12 protein-coding genes and 1 pseudogene are annotated in these 14,046 nt (G+C 66.6%); 5 read left to right on the plus strand and 8 right to left on the minus strand.

Annotation, left to right across the window (positions count from 1 at the left end):
• Together ACWIQA_RS02990 and ACWIQA_RS02995 are read right to left on the minus strand one after the other, a co-directional pair.
• On the minus strand, positions 1-1,271 hold a 1,271-nt coding region (locus tag ACWIQA_RS02990; RefSeq protein ID WP_448581580.1), incomplete at its 3' end, for an NAD(P)/FAD-dependent oxidoreductase.
• Between the two features lie 53 nt (positions 1,272-1,324).
• Positions 1,325-2,275, minus strand: coding sequence for an SMP-30/gluconolactonase/LRE family protein (locus tag ACWIQA_RS02995; protein ID WP_448581581.1), 951 nt, complete (start codon positions 2,273-2,275; stop codon positions 1,325-1,327).
• Between the two features lie 303 nt (positions 2,276-2,578).
• Here ACWIQA_RS02995 and ACWIQA_RS03000 point away from each other — a divergent pair, with 303 nt between their 5' ends.
• Together ACWIQA_RS03000 and ACWIQA_RS03005 are read left to right on the plus strand one after the other, a co-directional pair.
• A complete protein-coding gene (locus ACWIQA_RS03000) occupies positions 2,579-5,542 on the plus strand; it encodes a TonB-dependent receptor domain-containing protein (protein ID WP_448581582.1) in 2,964 nt (987 codons plus the stop codon).
• A gap of 88 nt (positions 5,543-5,630) precedes the next feature.
• Complete coding sequence (locus ACWIQA_RS03005; RefSeq protein WP_448581583.1) at positions 5,631-7,175, plus strand: flavin-containing monooxygenase; 1,545 nt, start codon at positions 5,631-5,633, stop codon at positions 7,173-7,175.
• Here ACWIQA_RS03005 and ACWIQA_RS03010 read toward each other — a convergent pair.
• The 4 genes from ACWIQA_RS03010 to ACWIQA_RS03025 form a co-directional block, all read right to left on the minus strand.
• Positions 7,097-8,311, minus strand: a complete 1,215-nt coding sequence (locus tag ACWIQA_RS03010) for a glycosyltransferase (RefSeq protein ID WP_448581584.1) — start codon at positions 8,309-8,311, stop codon at positions 7,097-7,099. The genes ACWIQA_RS03005 and ACWIQA_RS03010 overlap by 79 nt on opposite strands.
• Positions 8,311-8,898: a DUF2141 domain-containing protein gene (locus tag ACWIQA_RS03015; RefSeq protein WP_448581585.1), complete on the minus strand. Its 588-nt coding sequence runs from the start codon at positions 8,896-8,898 to the stop codon at positions 8,311-8,313. The genes ACWIQA_RS03010 and ACWIQA_RS03015 overlap by 1 nt, the downstream gene beginning before the upstream one ends.
• A gap of 61 nt (positions 8,899-8,959) precedes the next feature.
• Positions 8,960-9,652, minus strand: coding sequence for an SDR family NAD(P)-dependent oxidoreductase (locus tag ACWIQA_RS03020; protein WP_448581586.1), 693 nt, complete (start codon positions 9,650-9,652; stop codon positions 8,960-8,962).
• Positions 9,653-9,717: 65 nt separating this feature from the next.
• Positions 9,718-10,692: a sodium-dependent bicarbonate transport family permease gene (locus ACWIQA_RS03025; RefSeq protein WP_448581587.1), complete on the minus strand. Its 975-nt coding sequence runs from the start codon at positions 10,690-10,692 to the stop codon at positions 9,718-9,720.
• 140 nt (positions 10,693-10,832) lie between these two features.
• Here ACWIQA_RS03025 and ACWIQA_RS03030 point away from each other — a divergent pair, with 140 nt between their 5' ends.
• Positions 10,833-11,696 (plus strand): LysR family transcriptional regulator, encoded by an 864-nt coding sequence (locus ACWIQA_RS03030; RefSeq protein ID WP_448581588.1) that lies wholly within the window; start codon positions 10,833-10,835, stop codon positions 11,694-11,696.
• A 55-nt stretch (positions 11,697-11,751) separates the two neighbouring features.
• Here ACWIQA_RS03030 and ACWIQA_RS03035 read toward each other — a convergent pair whose 3' ends face one another.
• Both ACWIQA_RS03035 and ACWIQA_RS03040 read right to left on the minus strand, forming a co-directional pair.
• Positions 11,752-12,141 (minus strand): ArsR/SmtB family transcription factor, encoded by a 390-nt coding sequence (locus ACWIQA_RS03035; RefSeq protein WP_448581589.1) that lies wholly within the window; start codon positions 12,139-12,141, stop codon positions 11,752-11,754.
• The gene (locus tag ACWIQA_RS03040) at positions 12,138-12,806 is read right to left on the minus strand and encodes a redoxin domain-containing protein (RefSeq protein ID WP_448581590.1); all 669 of its coding nucleotides are present in this window, start codon (positions 12,804-12,806) and stop codon (positions 12,138-12,140) included. The genes ACWIQA_RS03035 and ACWIQA_RS03040 overlap by 4 nt, the downstream gene beginning before the upstream one ends.
• Before the next feature lie 83 nt (positions 12,807-12,889).
• On the opposite strand from ACWIQA_RS03040, the gene ACWIQA_RS03045 reads away from it, so the two are divergent.
• Positions 12,890-13,864, plus strand: coding sequence for an MBL fold metallo-hydrolase (locus ACWIQA_RS03045; RefSeq protein ID WP_448581591.1), 975 nt, complete (start codon positions 12,890-12,892; stop codon positions 13,862-13,864).
• Between the two features lie 5 nt (positions 13,865-13,869).
• Positions 13,870-14,046: pseudogene (locus tag ACWIQA_RS03050) on the plus strand (YeeE/YedE family protein); the annotation flags it as partial.

Consider the following 14,046-nt stretch of genomic DNA (forward strand, 5'->3'; position numbering starts at 1 on the left):
ACCGCAATCAGCGCCACCCCCTTCAGCCAGCCGTGGATGGCAAGGAGATGCATGCGGTAAAGCGAAAGATACATGAGCCGCGCAAGGCGCCCCTCTACTGCCATTCGCCCGCCGACGAGATTGCCCATAAGGCTCCCCACGGTTGAGAAGCGGGAGAGGGAAACCAGGCTTCCCCGGTCGCGATAGACAAAGGGCTTGAGCGGCCGCCCCTCTTGCGCTGCCACCAGGTTCCTGAACACGGTCTCGGCCATCTGGTGCGCGGCTTGCGCGCGCGGCGGCACTGGCTTCTGCGCGCCCTCAGGCTTGAAGAAGGCACAGTCCCCCATCGCGAAAATCCGGTCATCGCGCGTCGTCTGCAACGTCGGCCTCACCACCAGCTGGGCAGTACTCGTGGTCTCAAGCCCGCCGATGTCGCGGAGATAGTCGGCCCCGCGCACGCCTGCCGCCCACACCATCAGGTCCCCCGCAATCCGCTGCCCGTCCGCCGTCACAATTGCCCCCGGCTCGGCTTTCACCACACGCGTTCCTTCGCGCACCGTCACGCCCAGCGCTTCAAGCTCGCTCTTGGCTGCCTTCGCAAGCGGCTCAGGCAAGGCCGGAAGGATCCTCGGGCCTGCCTCCACCAGCGTCACCTTGAGACGCGATTCGTCGAACACCTCAAGCCCGTAATGCCTGAGGCCCCCGGCGGCATTGTAGAGCTCGGCCGAAAGCTCGACACCGGTTGCCCCCCCGCCCACCACCACCACCCGCACATATTCATCCGCTCGGGCATCCACGCTCATGCGCCGCGAAACCCGAAGGCACTGGTTCAGAAGCCGGTTGCGGAACCGGTCCGCCTGCTCGCGATTGTCAAGAAAGAGGCAATGCTCGCGCACACCGGGTGTGCCGAAATCATTGGTGACCGAGCCCACCGCCACCACCAGCCAGTCGTAGCGGATGCGGTGCTCGCCAACCAGCTCGCGCCCATCCTCGTCCAGCATCGGTGCAAGCACCACTTCGCGGCGCGCACGGTCGATGCCCGAAAGGCTGCCATGGAAAAAACGATAGCCCCAGCGGTGGCAGTGGCTCCTGTAGCCCACCTCGTCGAGATTGGCATCAAGCGAGCCCGCCGCCACCTCGTGCAGCAGCGGCTTCCAGATATGGGTCCGGTTGCGCTCGATGAGGATGATGTCGTGGCGCTTGCGGCCATATTTGGCGCCAAGCCGGCGCGCCAACTCCAACCCCCCGGCGCCACCCCCGGCAATCACAATCTGCGTCTTGCGCTCCGGCATGGCGCCCCTTCGCACCTGCAGCAGCGCCGCGCAAGGCGGCGGGGCGCCACGCCCTAGCGCTGGTGCACCATCCGCATGCCCGGCACCGGCGAGCGCGCCTTAAGCACATAGGGCGCCCGGATCGAGCCCACATAAAGGTCGCGCATGTCCGCCCCGCCCCAGCTCACATTGGTCGGGTGGTCGAACAGCACGCCCTCGGGGTCATCGACCACCACCTCCACGTCCCCAGACGGCCGGATGGCGACGATCCGGTTCGCCGCCGGCAGCGTCACCCAGAGATTGCCTTCTGCATCAAAGCCGCAGCCATCGGTGTAACCGAGGTTGCGGAAGATCTCCGGCGGCGGCGGATTTGCCGGGTCAACCGGTCCTGCCAGCAAGGGCCCGAGCTCTGGCCCATAGGGCTCGCCTGCGCCAAGGAGGCCCGGCCCCAGCACCGGAAAGCGCAGGACATTGGCCGCACTCGTCTGACAGACATAGAGGTTGCGTTCCCCTTGGTCGAAGGCGCAGCCATTGGCAAAGCGCAAGCCTTCGGCTGCCACCTTCACTTCACCCGAAGGCAAGAGCGCAAAGACGAAGCCATCCGGCCGCCCATCGAGCGCCGCAGGCCAGGTCTCGGCCCAGGTCGAATGCGTGCACCAGATCGTCCCGTCCGAGGCCACCACCGGATAGTTGCAGCTGGAGAGCACCCGCCCGCCAATCGCTGCAACCAGGGTCTCATGCACCCCCGAGACGGGATCGAACCGCTCAAGCGGCCCAGGCACGCCGTCATAGATCCCGAAATTGGCAATGAGGATCCGCCCCTCGGCATCCATGGTGATGCCGTTGGGCGCGCCTCCCTTCGGCCCCAAGCGGGTGAAGCTTCCATCACCGTGCAGCTCTGCGACCGCCGCTTGGTGTTCGGAAGCGAAGACCCGCCCGTCACGTCCCACCACCACATCCTCGGGCCGGTCGATCCCGCACGCCACTTTGACGAAGTCCGAAACGGCCATCCGAAGTCCCGCCATACCTCTACCCTCCAACCTCTCCCTGCCACGCTCGAAGCGGGCCGCAAACCCCTTCGGCCTTTGCTCCGCCGCAAACGCATTGGCGCAATGCGTTGCCCTTTTTTTTGCGCAGCATTTCTTTCTCGACACATCTTGCAACCCGCGGCGCTGCTGGTAAATTGCGCTCGGGAGGGAGGGACATCTTTCGTCGCTGCCTTCCGGCGGCCCCTTCGGCCAGCCCGTTTGGCCGGCCCTTCGGCTGCCCGTTGGGGCAGCGGTTTGATGTCCATGGCACCAGCGATGCTGCAAGGGGAGGAGAGCGGCATGGGTGCAGCAAAACCAGGTCTTGTCTTGGCGCTGCGAGCAGCGGGGCAAGTCGCGCGCGCCTTGCCGCTTGTGGCAGCTTTCCTCGGCCCGGCGATGGCGCAGGGCCAAGAGCCCCGGGCCAGCACGGAGGCCCCCGCCGAGATCGTCGTCACCGGCACCCTCATCCGGGGCGCCGTTGAAACGGGCGCACTTCCCGTCACGGTCCTTGCGTCCGAGGATCTCCTCCGCCAGGGCGCGCCCACCGTCCTTGATCTCGTGAAGCAGCTGCCAGCGTCAGCTGGTGCGCTTGGCGACACCAACCAGTTCGATGCCCGCGCCCAGGGCACCGAGGGGGTGACCACCATCAACCTCCGCGGGCTTGGCCCCTCGCGAACGCTTGTGCTCGTGAATGGCCGGCGCCTGGCGGAAGCACCCATCGGCACGGCAGCCGTTGATTTGTCGCTGCTTCCGGCGGCTGCGATCGGCCGCATCGAGATCCTGCGCGATGGCGCGGCTGCCACCTACGGCTCCGATGCGATTGCAGGTGTTGTCAACTTCATCTCCAACTCGGGCTTTGAGGGTGTCCGCGTGACGGGCGATTATCGCTACATCCCCGGCTCCAACGGGGACTGGGGCGCCAACATCCTGTGGGGGTGGGCGGGGAGCCGCGCTCGCCTGCTTGCCGCCTTCGGCTACCAGCACCGCTCGCCCCTCACCACAACCGACCGGGATTTCGCCTTCCAGCCCTATGATGCGAACCCCGCTGGCGGCTGGTCGCAAGGCGGCAACCCGTCAGCCTTCATCCCTTTTCGCATCGGTGCGCCCGGAACCGGGCCGACGGCAGGCCTCATGCTCGACCGCGGTTGCGGCGTCCTCGGCGGCAAGGAGCTGGTCCAGAGCCGCAATCCCGCCGGCCAGCCGTTGCTCGGCCGCTGTGCCACCAACTTCACGAGCTTCGACAATCTCGTCGAGAAGGAAGAGCGAATCCAGGCCTATGCTGAGGGGAGCTTCACGCTCACCGACCGCCTCACCTTCGAGACCAGCATCCTCTACGGCTACACCGAGGTGCTCTCCAACACCTCGCCCACCTATCTCTTTCTCAACACCCCCTCGCGCAACGCCAACCCGCTTGGAGTCCAGTTCTTCGTCCCGGCGGACAACCCCGGCCTTGCTGCCTATCGCGCTCTCAACCCTGACCAGTTTCCCGGCGGTGCAACGCACGCGCTCTTGGCAGCTGGCACCTTCCGCACTTCCATGGTTGCAGGCACCATCTTCGGCGACGTGAACGGCGTCCCTGGCGCATCGCCCGCCTGGCGGGAGTCGGAATCAACGCGCGTGACAGCTGGTCTTCGCGCCGATCTTTCCGAGCACCTTGTCATCGATGCGGGCATGACCTGGCATCACTACCGCCGGCGGCTCTACCAGTTCGACACTGTGACCGACCGGCTCCAGCTGGCGCTGCGCGGCCTCGGCGGCGACAATTGCAACGGAACCACCCCCGGCCAGGGGGGCTGCCTCTGGTTCAACCCCTTCTCGAACGGAGTCCAGCGCAACGTCCTGACCGGGGAGACCAACCCGAACTTCAACCCGGCGCTCGCCAATTCCCCGGAAGTCTTCCGCTATTTCCTGAAGCCCCTGGACTCCCGGCTCGCCAACCGGCTCCTCGTCGGCGAAGCCATCGCCTCTGGCCGCACACCCCTTGCGCTGCCCGGCGGCCCGGTCTCCTACGCGCTTGGAGTCCAGTATCGCAACTACCAGGGCCGGTTCCGCTACGGCCCGTTCAACGACATCAACGCCTTCCCCTGTGCCGGCAGTCTCGACTTCGGCGACCGCAGCTGTGCTGTGCGCACTGGCCTCTTCGGCTTCCTCGCCCCCAATGCGGACAATGACGCAAGCCTCGATGTGGTCGCCCTGTTCGGCGAAGCGCAGCTTCCGGTCACCGACCGGCTTGCCATCTCGGCTGCACTCCGGTTCGAGGACTATGGCGGCGCAGCCGGCTCGACTGTCGATCCCAAGGGCACGGTGCGATGGGAATTCTTGGAAGGGCTCGCCCTGCGCGGCTCGGTCGGCACCACCTTCCGCGGCCCGCCAGCCAACCTCATCCAGCCCGATGACCGCGCCGTCTCCTTCCAGTTCATCGGCGGGGCCTTCCGCGCTGTTGATGTCTTCGACAATCCCGGCCTCCGCCCCGAGTCCGCCTTCACCTGGTCCACCGGGCTCACCGCCAACCGCGGCGGGCTCACCGCCACCGTCGATTACTGGTCCTACCGGATCGAGGATCAGATCGTCTCAGAGGGAATTGCCGGAATCGTCGCTGCCGTCTTCGGGCCCGGAGCAACGGCCGCAACTCCCGCCAACTGCGCAAGCCCATTGATCGGCCGCTTCATCTTCTCCGGCGGCCCGCCGACCGGCGGCTGCGGCGCGCTCACGCCGACGCTCGGCCAGGTTGTCCGCGGCCGGACGGACTGGGTCAACAGCAGCGACGTCCGCACCTCCGGCATCGATTTCCTCGTCCAATATGCCCATGACTTCGGAGCCGAGCGTCGCGCTGCCATTGGCGCAACCGGCACCTATGTCCTCACCTACGAAGTCTCCGACCTCTTCTCCCAGGGCGCCCTCATCCAGCGCGGCTTCGACGCGGTTGGCAAACTCAACTTCCAGACCACCGCCTACCCCATCCCCGACCTCCGCTTGCAGACCTTTATCGAAGGCAGCATCGGCCGCCACGATCTCCGCCTCGCCGGCAATTTCATCAATGGCTACATCGACATCCGCCCGCCCGCCTACCGCATCCCGGCCTTCTACACCCTCGACCTCAGCTACAACCTGACCCTCCCCCACGACCTTGTCCTCAACGTCACGGTCTTCAACCTCCTCAACAAGACCCCCGGCTTTGCCCGGCTCGACCTCAACTACGATCCCTTCACGGCGAACCCGATCGGCCGCCAGGTCAGCTTCGGCCTGCGCAAGACCTTCCGCTAGCCGCCCCGTCGTGGCGGGCCGGCGCGCGCACCAGCCGCTTGCGCAACTTCGCCAGTCCTGCCACCCTTGCTGCGGCAGGGAGAAGCGCATGACCGACCAGCCCGTCCCCCATCTCGACGCTCTCATCGTCGGTGCCGGCCTTTCCGGAATCGGCATGGCCTGGCACATCGCCAACCGCTGCCGGGGGAAGCGCTACCTCCTCCTTGAAGCCCGCGACCGGCTCGGCGGCACTTGGGATTTCTTCCGCTACCCCGGCATCCGCTCGGATTCGGACATGTTCACACTCGGCTACCGCTTCCGCCCCTGGAAGGAAGCCAAGGCAATTGCCGATGGCCCCGCGATCCTCCGCTATGTCAACGAAACAGCGCAGGAAGCCGGTATCACTCCCCACATCCGCTTCAACCATAAGGTCACCGCGGCCGACTGGGACACGCAATCCAACCGCTGGACCATCACTGCCGAAACCCCCGCAGGCACCCGCCGCTTCACCGCCTCCTTCCTTCTCATGTGCGCTGGCTACTACAGCTACGAAGAGCCCTATGATCCGCCGCTTCCCGGCGAGGACCGCTTTGCCGGCACCCGCTTCCACGCCCAGCACTGGCCCCAGGGCCTCGACCATGCCGGCAAGCGCGTCATCGTCATCGGCTCGGGCGCAACTGCTGTCACCATCGTCCCCGAACTCGCCAAGACCGCCGCCCATGTGATTATGCTCCAGCGCTCGCCCACCTGGATGGTGAGCCGCCCGAGCGAGGACCGGGTCGCCAATCTCGTGCGCCGCGTCCTCCCCTCAGGCCTCGCCTATTTCCTCATCCGCTGGCGCAACATCGGCCTTCAGCGCTGGTTTTTCGATCTCGCCCGCCGCCGGCCGGAGTTCGTCGGCAAGCGTCTGCTCGAGATGCTGACGGCCGACCTCCCCGAAGAGCTGATCGCTGCCCACTTCACCCCCCGCTACAAGGTCTGGGACCAGCGCGTCTGCCTCGTCCCCGATGGCGACTTGTTCGCCGCCGTCCGCGAAGGCCGGGCCGAAGTCGTCACCGACACGATTGCCGAAGTCACCGAATCCGGCATCACCACTGCATCCGGCCGCCACCTCGAAGCCGACATTCTGGTCAAGGCCACCGGCCTCAACCTCCGCCTCTTGGGCGGAACCGCCGTCTCGATCGACGGTGTGGCGCAGCACCTGCCCAGCCGCTTCACCTACAAGGCGATGATGTTCGATGGAATCCCGAACCTCGTCTCGGTGTTCGGCTACACCAATGCGTCCTGGACCCTGAAGGCCGACTTGACGGCCGAGTTCGCCTGCCGCCTGTTGCACGCGCTCGACCGCAAGGGCGCTGCCGTCGCCGTCGCCGAAAACCGGGACCCGAGCTTGACCCATGAACCCTGGCTCGACTTTACCTCAGGCTATGTCCAGCGGTCGCTTGCCATCCTGCCCAAGCGCGGCTCCAAATATCCGTGGAAGGTCCACCAGAATTATCTGAAGGACTTGCGCCTCATTCGCCACGCGCCCCTCGAGGATGGCGTGCTCGGCTTCCATTCCCGCTGGCGCCCGGCTCAGGCGGCGGCGGCAACCCCCGCCGCCGGCAGTTCCACCGCCCCGGCCTCGGTCGAAGGCGGCAAGGTCCCAGCATAAAGCGCAAACAGCCGCGAGAAATGCTCGGCGGTTGAAATCACGCGCGTCCGCCGCCCTTCTGCCGCCGCTGCCCTGAGCGCCATCGGATTGCGCCGGGCAAAGGCGATAAGCGCCCGCGCTGCGTCGGCCTCGTCGCCTGCCCGGTAGCTCTCGCCCCAGGCCGGGTCGGCTGCATCCGAGCAGCCGCCGGCATCCGGCAGAACGAGCGGCGTGCCCGATGCCAGCGCTTCCGAGGCAACCAGCCCAAAGGTCTCAGCCCGGCTCGCATGGGCAAAGCCGTCGGCAGAAGCCAGGATCCGCGCCACCATCTCGCGATCGCTCACATGCCCCAGCAAGTGCACATTGCCTGCTGCTGCTGCCGCCTTCGCAACGCGCGCCCGGTCAAACCCGTCGCCCAGCTGCACCATGCCCAGCGGCACCGCGCGGCCAGCACGCGCCACTGCACGAAACAGCATCGGCCAGCGCTTCTCATGATGATGGCGGCCGATCCCGACGATAAGGCGCGCACTCGGCGGCAGCCCGAGCAGCGCAAGCAACTCCGCGCGCAACGCTTCGTCACGCTTCTCCGGCCGGAACAGCGCAAGGTCAACACCCCAGGGCACCATGTCGGCGGCAATCCCTGCTTCCTTGGCCACACGCGCCTGCATCCAGCGCGTGCCGGCAATGACGCGGTCAAACCGCCTCGCAAGCGCCCCCAAATAACCCCAGTACCAGAAGCAGCCGCGGTCAACGAGCTCGGGGGAGAGGAGCTTCCGGAACCAGGTCTGCGGATGCTGCGCCACAAAGTCGGCGTGCAGCACGAGGGACTTCGGCACACGCCCGCGCCAGCTTGCAACCGCCACCGCACCCAACATGAACGAAGACGCCTCGACCATGTCGGGCTTGAGGGCATCGAGTGCTGCATGCACACAGCGGACGCCCGCGAACAGGTGATAGCGCCGGTCAACCGGAATCGCCGGCGACTTCACATACCGCACCATGCCACCCGGCCGCTCCTCGTCGCGGTCCTCTGGGCCCGGCGCCAGCACCGTCACCCGGTGCCCGGCTTCCGCTGCAAACGCGAGCTTGGCATCGATGTAGGTTTTGACCCCGCCCCCCAGGGGCGCATAGAATTCGGCAACGTCGACAATATGCATCAGTTCGTGTCCGCTGCCCCTGCCACCCGCTCGGCCGGTCGCTTGAGCGGTCGGAAAGCAAGGCCCTGCAAATAGTTCATGACGACAATCTGCTCCGACCGGCCTGGCCCCACTCGCACAGCCACTTCCTGATGCCCGGGCTTGCCGCGGCCGATCCGGGGATTGCCGGAGAAGCCGGCACCGTCTTTTAGCACATCGAACTTCCAGCGCGGCCGCGCCTGGTGCACCACCGAAATCCCGTAGATCCCCGGCCCTGGCGCCTTGAGGCAAAGCTCGACGGGTCCGCGCGCTGGCACCGGCAGCCAGGCCCGGCGGAAGGGCTTGCCCTCGCGCTCAAGCAGGCGATCGGGTTTCAGCCAGTCCGCCTCGGTTGCAGGGTAGAGCTCGGCGCGCACATGGCCTGAGCGGCTCTTGAGCCCTTCGACGCGCACCTTGACTGCCGCCTCGCGCGAGCCCGGCGCACAGGCCGGGCTATCGTCGCCCATCAGCATCGGCCGGCTGTTGGGCGCGCCTTCAACAAGCGGCGACTCCGAAGCCGCCGCAGGGGCTGCGAGCAGCAAGAGAACAAGGGCACAGGTCCGTCGCATGCCACACAGCTAGGAGGCCATTGCGGCGGGAACGCGGCAGGCGCGCGTCAGTTGCGCGGCGTCACCAGGGAATGGTGCTGCCGTCCCAGGCGAGGAACCGGCCCGAATCCGCGCTTGTCAGCCCGTCCATGACACGCCACAAATTGGCCGCAGCAACGGCCGGAGTCACCAGCTGCCCGGGCCGCAGATTGCGCTGGAACGGCTTCGACATCGCCGTGTCCACCGTCCCTGGATGCAGCGCCACCACGATAGCTTTCGGGTTCTTCCGCGCCAGCTCCACCGCAAGCGTTCGGGTGAGCTGGTTGGCGGCCGCCTTTGCCATGCGGTAGGCATACCAGCCGCCCAGCCGGTTGTCCCCAATCGAGCCCACCCGCGCCGTCAGCACGGCAAAGAGGCTTCGCTGGTCGCGGGCAAGCCTGGGCGCAAATGCCCGCGCTGCCATCGCTGGCACCACCGCGTTCGCGACATAGCTTTCCACCAGCCACTGCGGGTCGAGCATCCGCACATCCCGTTCCGGCCCGGTGCCGTTGCGATGCAACAGCCCGCTTGCAACAATCACTGCCTCCAGCCCGTCGCCAGCAGCGGCAGCCGCTTCAAGAAACGTCTGCGGCTGCATGGCATCGAGCGCCGGCCGCGACACGCGCACCACGCGCATGCCACGCGCTTCGGCAAACTCCGCAAGTGCTGCCCCAATCCCGCCGGAGGCTCCCACCACCACGACTGTCACGCGCTTCCCCTGCGCCAGCTCGGCCATGGACGGCAAGTCTGGTCGCTTGCCGCACGTGCCCCGGCACGGCCCTCGAATGCATGCTCGCCGCCCTAAAGCCCAGCCCAGAAGCTTGCGAAGCGATAGACCAGGGGAACACCCACCAGCATCATGAACGGAAAGGTGATGCCAAGCGAGGACGTCAGCCAGATCGAGGGATTGGCCTCGGGGAAGGTCGCACGGACTGCAGCCGGCGCATCAATGTAGGAGGCGCTTGCCGCAACCGTCCCAATGACGGCTGCACTGCCCAGGGAAAGCCCCGCAGCCGTTGCAAGGCCGGTGGCTGCAAATCCGAAGACGACGGGTGCCGCCACACCAAAGACCAGCATCCGCCCGGCCACATCTTGAAACGAGCGCAGCTGCCGGGCGGCTGCCATCCCCATCTCCAGCAAGAACAGCACCAGCACACCGCGGAACAAGTCCACAAAAAAGGGCGAAATCCGACTGAAGTTCGTCTCGCCAATGGAAGCCCCCATCACCAGCCCACCGCCGAGGAGCAGCAGGCCGCGGCCGCGCAGCGTCTCCAGCAACAGCTCGCCAACTGGCAGCGACTGCGCGCTCTCCCTTGCAAGCGCCGCACGCCCGATGACGAGGGCAACGAGAATCGCAAGCTCAAGCAACGCAACAAGCCCAATGACATAGCCATCCATGGGCGTTCCCATGGTGTCGGCATAAGTGCGCCCGACAAGGAAGGTCACCGACGAGACCGAGCCATAGAGCGCTGCCACTCCAGTTGCATCGGGCACCGAAAGCCGCAGGATCGAGCGCGCCACCACAAAGCCGGCAAGCGGCAGGAGAAGCACCAAGAGGGCAACCACGCCAAGACCGGCGGCAATATCAGCCAGGCTGACCTGGGACAGTTCCTGCCCACCCTGCAGCCCGATCGAAAACAAAAGATAGATGGAGATGATGCGGATGACCGGCTCGGGAATCTCGAGGTCGGAACGGATGAGCGATGCGATCATGCCGATGACGAAAGCGATCGTGACCGGAGAGACGAGATTCTCGACAAGGACAGCGCTGTTCAACGACAAGGCTCCAGATTCAATTCCGAGCGCAGATAGATTGAGCCTTTCAGAGGCCAGAAACCAAAAGTTTTCACCAGATTGAGCAATTCCCTTCATATATCTGGCTTGACTCCCTCGTCCTGGCGGCTAGCGCAGGCCCCATGCTTCCGCTCGACATTCCGCTGCTCCACACGTTCCTCGACCTCGCGCAGACGGGAAGTTTCACGCGCACGGCTGCGCGTGTGCATCGCACGCAGTCGGCCGTCTCGGCCCAGATCCGGCGCCTGGAGGGCCTGCTCGGGGCGCCGCTGTTCGCGCGCACCACCCGCTCCGTCACGCTGACACCGGCAGGCGAGCGGCTGCTGCCCCATGCTGCTGCCGTCGTGGAGGCAGCCGCGGCGCTCGAAGCCAGGTTTCGCCACGGCGAAGTTGAAGGCGATGTCCGCCTCGGCTGTCCGGAAGATGTGGCCGGTGCCGACCTTCCTGCCATCCTCGCCGATTTCGCCGCAGCGCACCCCCGGGTGCGCCTCCATGTCCGCTGCGACCTCACCCTTCACCTCGTCGAGCAGTTCGAGACTGGCGCCTTCGATCTCATCCTCATCAAGCAGGATCCGGAGCGAGTCCTGCCAGGTGCCAGGCTCCTGCGCCGTGAACCGCTCGCCTGGGTCGGTGTCACTCGCCTGGCCGCAGCCCAGCCCCACAGCCCAGTGCCGCTCGTCCTCGCGCCGGCGCCGTGCGTCTATCGCGCACGCGCGCTTGCAGCCCTGGCCGGCGCTGGCCATGCTGCCGATGTCGTCTACGCGTCCCCGAGCGAGGCCGGGCAGGTGGCGGCCGTGCGGGCTGGCCTTGGCCTCACCGTGCTTCCTGCACGACGCGTGCCCGCCGATCTCGTCCGCGCTGGCGCGGGCTGGCCGCCGCTTCGGGAAGCGGCGATCTGCCTGCTCGCAGTGGCAAGGCCGACAGGTGCCATCGAAGCCTTCGCCCGCTACGCCGAGGCCCGGCTTGGGGAGGCAGGCGAGCGCTAGGCCCGCCTCGCGCCGCGCCCGGCTGGCCGCAACGTCCCCTTCCCTTCGGCCTCAGTCAGAGGCAGGCAGTGGTGCTCAGGATCCGGGCAAACTTGGCGGCCGCTCCCGGCCGATCCGGCGCCGGAGGCGGGGCAGCGGCCTGCTCTTCTGACGCTCCGAACATCGCGCAAAGGCTGCGCACACAATGGGCGATATGGTCGCCGGCCAGCCGGTAGAAGACCAGTTTCGACTGCCGCCGCGCCAGCACTGCGCCCCCTTTCCGCAAGTCGGCAAGCTGCTGGCTCAGCGCCGGCTGGCTGACACCGGTCGCAGCTTCAATGGCGCTGACACTGCGCTCGCCGTCGAGGAGGGCAGCGAGGATCATCAGCCGCTGCGGCTGCGCAAACAGCCGCAGCTGGGCAGCAGCAGCTTCTGCCTCGTGCCGCGCCAGCCTGACTGGGCTCATGACCCCGGGCTCTGGCGGAAAGTTGCAAACCAGCCCGGCGCCAGCCCGTCAGCCTGCTCTGGCGGCGGTGCCGCCATGAGCATGCCCGGCTGCCAGCCTTCCGGAGCAAGAAGACCGGACTTGCGCGCCTCAACCAGCGCCGTTGCCACCCGCAGCAGTTCCGCCGCCGAGCGGCCGACATGGGCCGGATAGGCGAGGGCCGCCTCGATGAGGCCGTCGGGGTCGATGAAGAAACAGGATCTGACCGTCGCCGTCGACTGGTGGTCGGCAGCAAGCATCCCGTAGGCCCGCGCAATCACCATCCCGCTGTCCTCGACGATCGGAAAAGGGATCGCAACGCCAAGCTCGCGCTCGATCGCCTCCACCCAGGCGAGATGGGCATAGAGACTGTCCACCGAAAGGCCGAGAAGCGCAACGCCGATCGCCTCGAACGCAGGTTGCAGCCTCGCCAGCGCCACGAACTCGCTGGTGCACACCGGCGTGAAATCGGCCGGGTGGGCAAACAGCAGCACTGAGCGTCCGCGATAATCGAGGAGCGATACCGGCCCTTTCGTCGAGCGAGCCGAAAAGCCTGGCGCAACATCGCCGATGCGAAGCGCCCCCCGGGAGTCGGCACACGCGTCGGCATAAGCGTCGGCCAATGGCCGGGAAGGGGGCGGATGCATGCCCCATCCCTGCCACTGCGACACCCTTGATTCAAGAGAGTTTCATACCTATCCAAAAATGAAAGAGTGGTTGGAGACTTGTCATGACCGTCACTGCTGTCGAGTCGGAAGCTTCCTCTGGCGCTCCCGCCCAGCCAGATGCTGCCTTGGCAGCAGCAAGCGCCATCATTTCGGCTGCGCGGCGCAGCACGCGCCCGGCGCCCGTCGTCAGGGCCTTTTTTGATCAAGCGACTTTTACGGTCAGCTATGTCGTCCACGACCCGCGCACAAAGCGCGCCGCCATCATTGACTCCGTCCATGATTTCGACCCCAAGTCGGGCCGCACGTCGACCGTCTCCGCAGAGGCCATCCTCGCCTATGTCGCAGCCGAAGGGCTTAAGGTGGACTGGCAGCTCGAAACGCATGCCCATGCCGACCATTTGTCGGCAGCACCGTTCCTGAAGGCGCGCCTGGGCGGGCAGATCGCCATCGGTCGCGAAATCCGCAAAGTGCAGGATGTCTTTGCTCGCGTCTTCAATTTCGGGCCAGAGTGGCCGCGCGAGGCGGTCGAGTTCGATCATCTGTTCGCGGATGGCGAGCGCTTTGCGATCGGCGAGCTTGAGGCCATGGCCCTGCATGTGCCCGGCCACACGCCGGCCGATCTTGCCTATGTGATTGGCGATGCCGTGTTCGCTGGCGATACCATCTTCATGCCGGACTATGGCACCGCCCGCGCCGACTTCCCGGGCGGCAACGCGCGCACCCTCTACCGGTCGATCCGTCGCCTGCTGTCGCTGCCGTCCGAGGCGCGGCTCTTCATGTGCCACGACTACAAGGCGCCGGGCCGCGACGAGTTCGCGTGGGAAACGACGATCGGGGCCCAGCGCGCCGGCAACGTCCATGTCCATGACGGCATCGAGGAAGACGCCTTTGTTGCCATGCGCGAGGCGCGCGACCGCACGCTTGAGATGCCCGTCCTCATCCTGCCGTCGATCCAGGTCAATGTGCATGCGGGGCGCTTGCCGGAGCCCGAGGCCAATGGCGTGCGCTATCTGAAGTTGCCGCTCAACGCGCTGTGACAGTGATGCTGCCCCACGCCCTTCCCCTCGCCGGCGGGCTGATGATCGGTCTTGCAGCCGCCGTGATGCTGCTTGCCCTCGGTCGTGTTGCTGGCGTCAGCGGGCTTGCGGCCCGGGTGCTCGGGCTCGGCGGCGATGCGCCACTTCCCGTCGCGGCCGCCTTCCTCCTGGGGCTGCCTCTT

Source organism: Thermaurantiacus sp. (genome assembly GCF_053487655.1).

What these genes read in the sequence shown, in the direction of transcription:
- ACWIQA_RS02995 (WP_448581581.1), bottom strand. Translation starts at nt 2,275, where the DNA reads ATGGCGGGACTTCGGATGGCCGTTTCGGACTTCGTCAAAGTGGCGTGC.
- ACWIQA_RS03000 (WP_448581582.1), top strand. Translation starts at nt 2,579, where the DNA reads ATGGGTGCAGCAAAACCAGGTCTTGTCTTGGCGCTGCGAGCAGCGGGG.
- ACWIQA_RS03005 (WP_448581583.1), top strand. Translation starts at nt 5,631, where the DNA reads ATGACCGACCAGCCCGTCCCCCATCTCGACGCTCTCATCGTCGGTGCC.
- ACWIQA_RS03010 (WP_448581584.1), bottom strand. Translation starts at nt 8,311, where the DNA reads ATGCATATTGTCGACGTTGCCGAATTCTATGCGCCCCTGGGGGGCGGG.
- ACWIQA_RS03015 (WP_448581585.1), bottom strand. Translation starts at nt 8,898, where the DNA reads ATGCGACGGACCTGTGCCCTTGTTCTCTTGCTGCTCGCAGCCCCTGCG.
- ACWIQA_RS03020 (WP_448581586.1), bottom strand. Translation starts at nt 9,652, where the DNA reads ATGGCCGAGCTGGCGCAGGGGAAGCGCGTGACAGTCGTGGTGGTGGGA.
- ACWIQA_RS03030 (WP_448581588.1), top strand. Translation starts at nt 10,833, where the DNA reads ATGCTTCCGCTCGACATTCCGCTGCTCCACACGTTCCTCGACCTCGCG.
- ACWIQA_RS03035 (WP_448581589.1), bottom strand. Translation starts at nt 12,141, where the DNA reads ATGAGCCCAGTCAGGCTGGCGCGGCACGAGGCAGAAGCTGCTGCTGCC.
- ACWIQA_RS03040 (WP_448581590.1), bottom strand. Translation starts at nt 12,806, where the DNA reads ATGCATCCGCCCCCTTCCCGGCCATTGGCCGACGCTTATGCCGACGCG.
- ACWIQA_RS03045 (WP_448581591.1), top strand. Translation starts at nt 12,890, where the DNA reads ATGACCGTCACTGCTGTCGAGTCGGAAGCTTCCTCTGGCGCTCCCGCC.